General features: G+C 64.8%; 5 protein-coding genes. 2 read left to right on the forward strand and 3 right to left on the reverse strand.

What is annotated here, in order from left to right; genetic code table 11:
• Nucleotides 1-483: 483 nt before the first annotated feature.
• A complete protein-coding gene (locus ACOADB_RS00320; RefSeq protein ID WP_378595927.1) occupies nt 484-1545 on the forward strand; it encodes a glycosyltransferase family 4 protein in 1062 nt (353 codons plus the stop codon).
• Nucleotides 1546-1785: 240 nt separating this feature from the next.
• Here ACOADB_RS00320 and ACOADB_RS00325 read toward each other — a convergent pair whose 3' ends face one another.
• Nucleotides 1786-1974, reverse strand: a complete 189-nt coding sequence (locus ACOADB_RS00325) for a hypothetical protein (protein ID WP_378595928.1) — start codon at nt 1972-1974, stop codon at nt 1786-1788.
• On the opposite strand from ACOADB_RS00325, the gene ACOADB_RS00330 reads away from it, so the two are divergent.
• Complete coding sequence (locus tag ACOADB_RS00330; protein ID WP_378595933.1) at nt 1897-2283, forward strand: hypothetical protein; 387 nt, start codon at nt 1897-1899, stop codon at nt 2281-2283. The genes ACOADB_RS00325 and ACOADB_RS00330 overlap by 78 nt on opposite strands.
• 51 nt (nt 2284-2334) lie before the next feature.
• On the opposite strand, the gene ACOADB_RS00335 is transcribed toward ACOADB_RS00330, so the two are convergent.
• Entirely contained in the window at nt 2335-2544 is a 210-nt protein-coding gene (locus ACOADB_RS00335; protein WP_378595929.1) for an IS3 family transposase, read from the reverse strand.
• 1193 nt (nt 2545-3737) lie between these two features.
• The coding region (locus ACOADB_RS00340; protein WP_378595930.1) for an RHS repeat-associated core domain-containing protein at nt 3738-6709 on the reverse strand (2972 nt) is incomplete at its 5' end.

Genomic DNA, 6709 nt, shown 5'->3' on the forward strand with positions numbered 1-6709 from the left:
GGCCAGGAAGCTCACAGCGTGACCCGTCAGGAAAGGCAGGCGTCAGTGGATGTGCGACCCCACGTCGTCATGCTCGTGGACAACGCGGTCGTTGGTGATTCCCGGGTCCAGAAGCAGGCTACGTCCATCGCCGCCAAGGGTTGGCGCGTAACTCTGTTGGGCAAGGCCGGCAGGGGGCAGCCGGCCGCGGAGTTGGACCTCCCGGGTGTCGACCTCAAGTTGGTCGACGTGACAACACGCGTGGGGCACCGCGCGGACCTCGAGCGGCGCGCCACGTTCCGTGCGCCCATGGCTTACCGCAACGTCCGCGTCGGGGCCGCCCAAACGAGCTTGGCCGAGGTCGCGGTGCTCTCTGCAGCGGAGCTGATCGATACGCACAAGGTTCGAGGCTCGGACACCGGCCTTCGCCGTCTGACCGGCCGGGGCCGGATGGCAGTGGCTCGAGCACGGCTTCGGTGGACCCGGCGCAGGCAACGAGCGACGATGGACGTCCGGGCCGCCCGCCTCATGTCGACGGGCTGGCCCGACAACCTCGCCATCCGTTGGTGGAAGTTGACCAAGGGCCAGCGGGCCTGGTCGAGGCTCGACTCGCAGACCTGGGACTGGGAGATCTCCTTCGGCCCTGTGATCGATGAGCTCATGCCCGACGTGATCCATGCCAATGACCACCGGATGCTGGCGATCGGCGCGCGCGCGACCAACCGCCTCCGAGTGGCCGGGCAATTCACCCGGTTGGTCTGGGACGCGCACGAGTGGCTCGTCGGTACGGATCGCCCCAACCACAGCCGCCGGTGGAAGGCCGCCCAAGTCCTGCTTGAGCAGACCTATGCACACCACGCCGACGCAGTCGTCACGGTGAGCGACACCTTGGCAGAGATGCTTCGTGTCGAGTTCGACCTTCCGGCCCTGCCCACCGTGGTGATCAACGCGCCCCTGAGCAGCGGGATCGTGGCGCCTGACGCCAACGTCCGGGAGGTCATCGGTCTCGGGCCCGAGGTCCCCTTGCTCCTCTACTCCGGCGTCATTACTCCAGCGCGCAGCGTCGACACGATCGTTCGTGCGCTTCCCGAGCTCCCGGGAGTCCATTTCGTCATGGTGGTGCTCAACGACACTCAACCCGCTGTCATTAGGCTCTTGAACCTGGCAGACGAGCTGGGCGTCCGCGACCGCATGCACCTTGCTCCCTTTGTGCCCGTGAATCAGATCGTGCCGTACCTGGCTGGCGCCGATGTCGGCGTCCACAGCCTGCTGCACGGTCCCAACAACGAGATCGCGTTGGCGACCAAGTACTACGAGTACGCCCAAGCGCGTCTGCCGATCGTGGTGACCGACGTCAAGGTCATGGCGGAAACGACCCGTCGCCTCGGGCTCGGCGAGGTCTGGACCGCGGGCGACCCAGCGGATCTGGCGCGCGCCGTCTCCCTCGTCCTGGCCGACAGGGACAGGTACCTCGCGGCGTATGACGACGAGAACCTCATGCGGTCGTGGACCTGGGAAGCTCAGGCAGACACACTGGACGCGCTCTACCGGTCCTTACTCGCGTAACGGCCGCTCCGGCGAGTCCACGAGCCCGGCATCAGAAGACCTTGGGAACCACCGCTGTCTGGCGCGCAATGAGACTCACCGCGAATAGCTTCCGTGGCCCGCGCGCGTCGAAGTTCACGCCGACGATGGGGTGTCCGGCCCCGAGAAGTTGGTCCACATGATGTGAGAGAACTCTACCCGGATCTGGACAGGGTTCATGGTCGCGACTGGTCCACTCTCGATGGTGGCAGGCACTCTCATTCACCCCCTCTCACAAGGCTCCGTCGACAACGTCGGCTGGATCGCAATGTACGCGGCGTAGCCGATCGGCGTGCGCACCTGAAGACCCGAGCGCGGGCGCTCGGGGTTGCAATGCTCGACCTCCCCGATCACGACGCGGCTTCGGTCAACGAGTGGAATACCTCGCGGTTTCAACAATTTGTCGCGCATCGAGCCGTTGAAGCGTTCGATGAACCCGTTCTACTGCGGGCTGGCCTTCGCGACCTGGACCGGCAACACGCCTTGTTCGTGGGTGAGCCAGTCCATCAAGCTCGTAGCGATGAACTCTCGGCCGGTGTCGGAGCGGGCCACCTGCGGCCGGCCGTGGCTTCGAAGAGGCGTTCCAACGAGCGACGAACGTCGGCGGCACCGATCGAGTACCCGACCTGGAAGCCCAAACAGATCCGAGTGAACTCGTCGATCACGTTCAACACCCGCAGCCCCGTGCCTCGCACCGTGCGCAAGCTCATGAAGTCGTAGGAACAGACATGAGCCTGGCTGGTTGCCGGAAGCATTCACAACGAATGAGCGTCAGTGCCCAGCGCTTTCCGCCCTGACGCCTGGAACGCGACGGTGGCACTCGCAGTCCTCGCGGCGCCACAACCGTTCCGCGCGCTTGACGTTGACCTCCCAGCCATCCGCGACGAGGAGTGCGTGGACACGGCGGTACCCGAACCGTGGATGCCGATCGGCGACCTTGTTCATCGCAGCGACCAGCTGCTGTTCGAAGTCGGTCGGCACCGGGACGTACCGGTTGGTGGAGCGATGCTGCCCAGTGACCTTTGCATGCCCGACGCTCGGAGACCTTGAACTTGCGGACCAGATGGGCCGTGGCAGCCCGGCGACGAGCCGGGATCACCAGTTTCCCTTTTTGCAGGTCCTTCAACATCGAGATATCCCGGGCCTGCTCAGCCACAATCCGCTTCAAACGGGCGTTCTCGGCCTCGAGCGCCTTGAGCCGATGCGCCTCGTCCTCCTTCAACGCACCGTACTTCTGACGCCACCGACAGAACGTCTACTCACTGACCTGCAACCGCTTGCAGACCTGCGGAATCGTCGACCCCTGCACCTGAAGCTTCTCCGCCTCACGCAACTTCGCCACGATCTACCCAGTGGTGAACCGCTTCGCTGCCGCCATCAAACACCTCCACAAGGACCCTCATGGCAATGCGCCCTCGCACACAAGATGGACCGAAAACCGGGGGCGGCACAGCGCAGCATCGGCGTACAGAAGGTCGCGGTCCGGTCACGGTCGGTGAACCTGGTCCAGAAGCCGAACGTGGTGGCGGCCAGGACCTTGCCGTGGCTCGGACTCGCTCCAAGCCCCCGCGCACCACCGATAGCTTATGTTATGTCAGGTCCGTGCCTCGATCCATCGGAGCCCCCTCCGCCGCCCTCCCGCGATTGATAGTGGTTATCGATATCGCCGAACGACCGCACGAACACGGCCGCGGTTGCCAAAGTCACCATCATCGGCGACCGAGAACGCCTCCGCGACGAGCTCGCCTGCAGATGCACGCTGACCCAATAGGTCGTACGCACGCTCGGCACGAAGCACGTCCATGAGGCGTTCGACTGCCAAGCATTGGCTGAGTTTGTAACGATCCCGTTCGACCCCGAGGTACAGCGATATGTCTCGCATGGTGGTCGAAACAGTGACAACCGCCTCGAGCCTTCTGACCTTAACCGGCATTCCGACCAAAGTATATTTTATGAATAGGAGAATGCCCCTAACAATCCGACCATAAAGCGGCAGCATTACATCGATGTTCTGAACGGTCGAATACAAGGCGCTTCCCGAGTCCTCACCCGTACACCAATGGACTCGATCTGGCCCAAACCAAACCGAACCCTGCGGGCCCGAAATAGTCAGGTCCCCATCGAGCGTCACCTGCCATGGTCGCGGCAACTCGCCCAAACTCACCTGTCGCACCTCAACACACTGATCGCCACGTGCACATGGCGTGAAGAACGGCGTCAGTCGCCGCTTGGATGACGCGGAAAGCTATTCCAGCACCCGATGCGAAAGCAACTGCTGCCAACTTCATTCGCCATAAACCAGGGCCCATGCCAAGGCCGTACGAAAGCACACCGGCGATAGCCGCCGCCCGAGCCTTCTTCTTCATGCTACATCCCTTGCACTTCTTGGCCGCATCGTGCATGACGTACCCCGTGTAAGCGGCAGTCGCCAAGGCGCATCCCGTACCCGCACTGAAAAAGCACGTGCCAATGACACCTACTCCGCCGTAGAACCCGGGATGCCTCTTGACATGGTCAAAGACCGGTTTGGTGGCCTTGCCATACCAACTCTTGTACTTGTCAACACGGCGCTTTAGGTAGCAAGCGAACGGGTCATAACGGGAGCATTTGATCTTTCCGTCAAGGTCATAGTTGTTGATGGGGTCTTGAGGGTAGGCATAGGTCGTGGTGTTGCCGCCCTGGACGGGGTCCATGGACGTGAACTGGCCGGTGACAGGGTTGTACGGCCGTGCGCCCATGAGGAGGAGGCCATGCGGATTGGTGGCTCGCTGCTTAGAACCAACCCATCCGTACCCGATGCCGGTGTCGGCGAGTTGCGTTTGGGTCGAGGTCGACGCCGTGGACGGGTTGCCGTATTCGTCGTAGTCGGCCCAGGCATCGATCCCATCTGCTGGTCCGCTGGTGGGGATGGGGACGGTGGTGACGATATCGCCGTGGGGGTTGACCAGGGCGATCTCGAGGTCCGCTGAGGCGGTGGTGCTGGTGCCGTTGCTGATCAGGACGGCGGAGAGGTCTCCGGAGAGGTTGTCGAGGTAGCGGGTGGTCTTGGTGCTGCCCCCGGTTCCGGTGATCGTGGTCTGAGCCCAGCTGGGGTTGTCGCCGGTCCCGGTGTAATGCATGTCGACGCTGGTGGTGCCGGTGGTTTCGGTGGCTCGGCGGCCGGCGGCGTCCATGGCGTAGGTGCTGGTCACTGCGGCGGGTCCGGTGCCTTGGGTGATGGTGTGGACGGTGTCGTTGTCGTAGTAGCCGAGGGTGATCGGATCGGTGCCGGTCGGGGTATCGGTGGCAGGGATGGCGGTGATGCGGCCGAGGGGGTCGCGGTCGTAGCCGGCGTTGGTGGGTCGGTCGGCGGTGTCCCAGCCCCAGGACCTGCTGTCGGTGACGGTGGTCGAGCAGGTGTTGTCGGGGTTGGCGCCCTTCTTGGTGAGGCTGGTGCGGTTGCCGTTGCGGTCGAAGCCGTAGGTCCGTGTCTGGCAGGTCGTGCCGACTGGAACGGTGAGGTTGCCTCCGTCGTCTTCGACGAGTCCGCCGCCGGTGGGGGTGGTGCGGTCGATGACGGTGGTGAGGCGGCCGGCGCGGTCGTAGGTGTAGGCCCGTGAGTATCCGGAGCCGGCACCGGAGGTGAGGTCGCCAGTGAAGGCGGCTCCTTCGGGGGTCCATTCGGCGACGGTGCGGCCGAAGATGTCGGCTTGCTGGGACCAGCCGACCCAGGGCACGTCCTCGGTCGGGATGAGGTCGCCGTTGGCGTCGGGCAGGTTCACTCGACCGGTGTAGGTCACGTCAGTGAGTTCGCCGGCCGTGTTGGTGGCGCTGCGTTGGGCTAGGCCGCCGGGGAGCTTGTGGGTGACCAGGGTGCCGTCGGCGTCGTAGGCGCCGGTGAACTCAACATCGGCTGTGCCGGGTCGGCTGGTCGAGACCTTGGTGACCAGGCTCCGGTGTTCGGTGTTGCCGTCGGCGTCCGTGCCGTCGTAGGTGTAGGTCGTGGTCCCACGGGGATCGACGATCGTCGCGACGTCGCCAGCGGCGTTGTAGGTCCTGGTCGTGGATTCGCCGGCAGCGGGTTCATAGGAGACCTCCCGTCCCCACGTGTCGTAGCCGGTGGTGATGGTCGTGCCAGTGATCTCGGCCCCGGTGTTGTCGATTGCCTGGACGCTCGTCGTCAGGCCGGTGGCGGGGTCGTAGGTGGTCTTGGTGCCGGTGGATGCGGTGGATCCAGTCATGCCGTGGGTCTTGGTCCAGGACTTGATCGGACGACCGGCGGCGTCGTAGGTGTTGGTCCTGGTGCGCCGTAGCATTCCGGCGACGGTTTCGGTGACCTCGAGGGGCTGCTGGTCGGCGTTGTAGTCGGTGACCCGCTGCACGGGGAGGTCGCCGCCGGCGTACTTGGTGACACAGGGCAGGCCGGCCCAGGCGGGCTTGTCGCCGCAGGCCGCGTCGGCGGCGTTGGTACCTGAGGTGTAGTAGATGCTCTGCCGGGTCCCCGCGTCGTTGCCGTCGGAGAGGGGTTGGCGGGTCTCGATGACTCGGCCCCTGTCGTCGTAGCGGGTGGTCGTCATGATGTCGGTTTGGCTGCCGCCCATGACGGTGGTGCTGGTCGTAGCGGCTGCGAGGTCCCAGCCGGACTTGTCGCCTGCCACGATCGGCTCATACCCGGTCTTCGATTCTGCGACCGAGTAACCGGCTCCTGTGAGGTCGGTGCCGGTGGCGACATCCCAGGGGCGGGTGGTGCTGCTGGTGGCCAGTGCGTAGCCCTTGACTGGGGCATCGACTGCGGTGGGGTCCTTGATGCCGTCGTTGGGTGCGCCTTCGTCGAACTTGATCTTCGTGTGGGGACGTACCCACGCCACGTCCCCGGCATCGTTGACGGCGGCGAGGCGGGCCGGCCCGAACGTCTCGGTCGCCACCGCGCCGGCAGGGATCGTGACGACGTCCGCGGAGTTCTTGACCTCGTCGTAGACGGTCAGGGTCCCGGCGTCGCTGGGGGCGAGAGTTCCGTCCTGGATGGCGGCGATGTCGCCGTTGTCGAGGACCCGTGTGGGGTTGTCCAGGGCGTCGTAGTCGGTGGCGTCGATCAGCCAGCGCCCGGCACCGTACTCGGCAGTATTCAGGGTCCGACCGGTGTCATCGGTGTAGGAGAAGCCGGCAT

Origin of the sequence: Nocardioides sp. CPCC 206348, from assembly GCF_048654705.1 — a bacterium.
In the GTDB taxonomy this organism is placed as follows: Bacteria; Actinomycetota; Actinomycetes; order Propionibacteriales; family Nocardioidaceae; genus Nocardioides.

Bases quoted from the DNA above. Each gene is read 5' to 3' on its own strand.
- ACOADB_RS00320 (WP_378595927.1), top strand. From the start codon at position 484: ATGGACGTCCGGGCCGCCCGCCTCATGTCGACGGGCTGGCCCGACAAC.
- ACOADB_RS00330 (WP_378595933.1), top strand. From the start codon at position 1,897: ATGCTCGACCTCCCCGATCACGACGCGGCTTCGGTCAACGAGTGGAAT.
- ACOADB_RS00325 (WP_378595928.1), bottom strand. From the start codon at position 1,974: ATGCGCGACAAATTGTTGAAACCGCGAGGTATTCCACTCGTTGACCGA.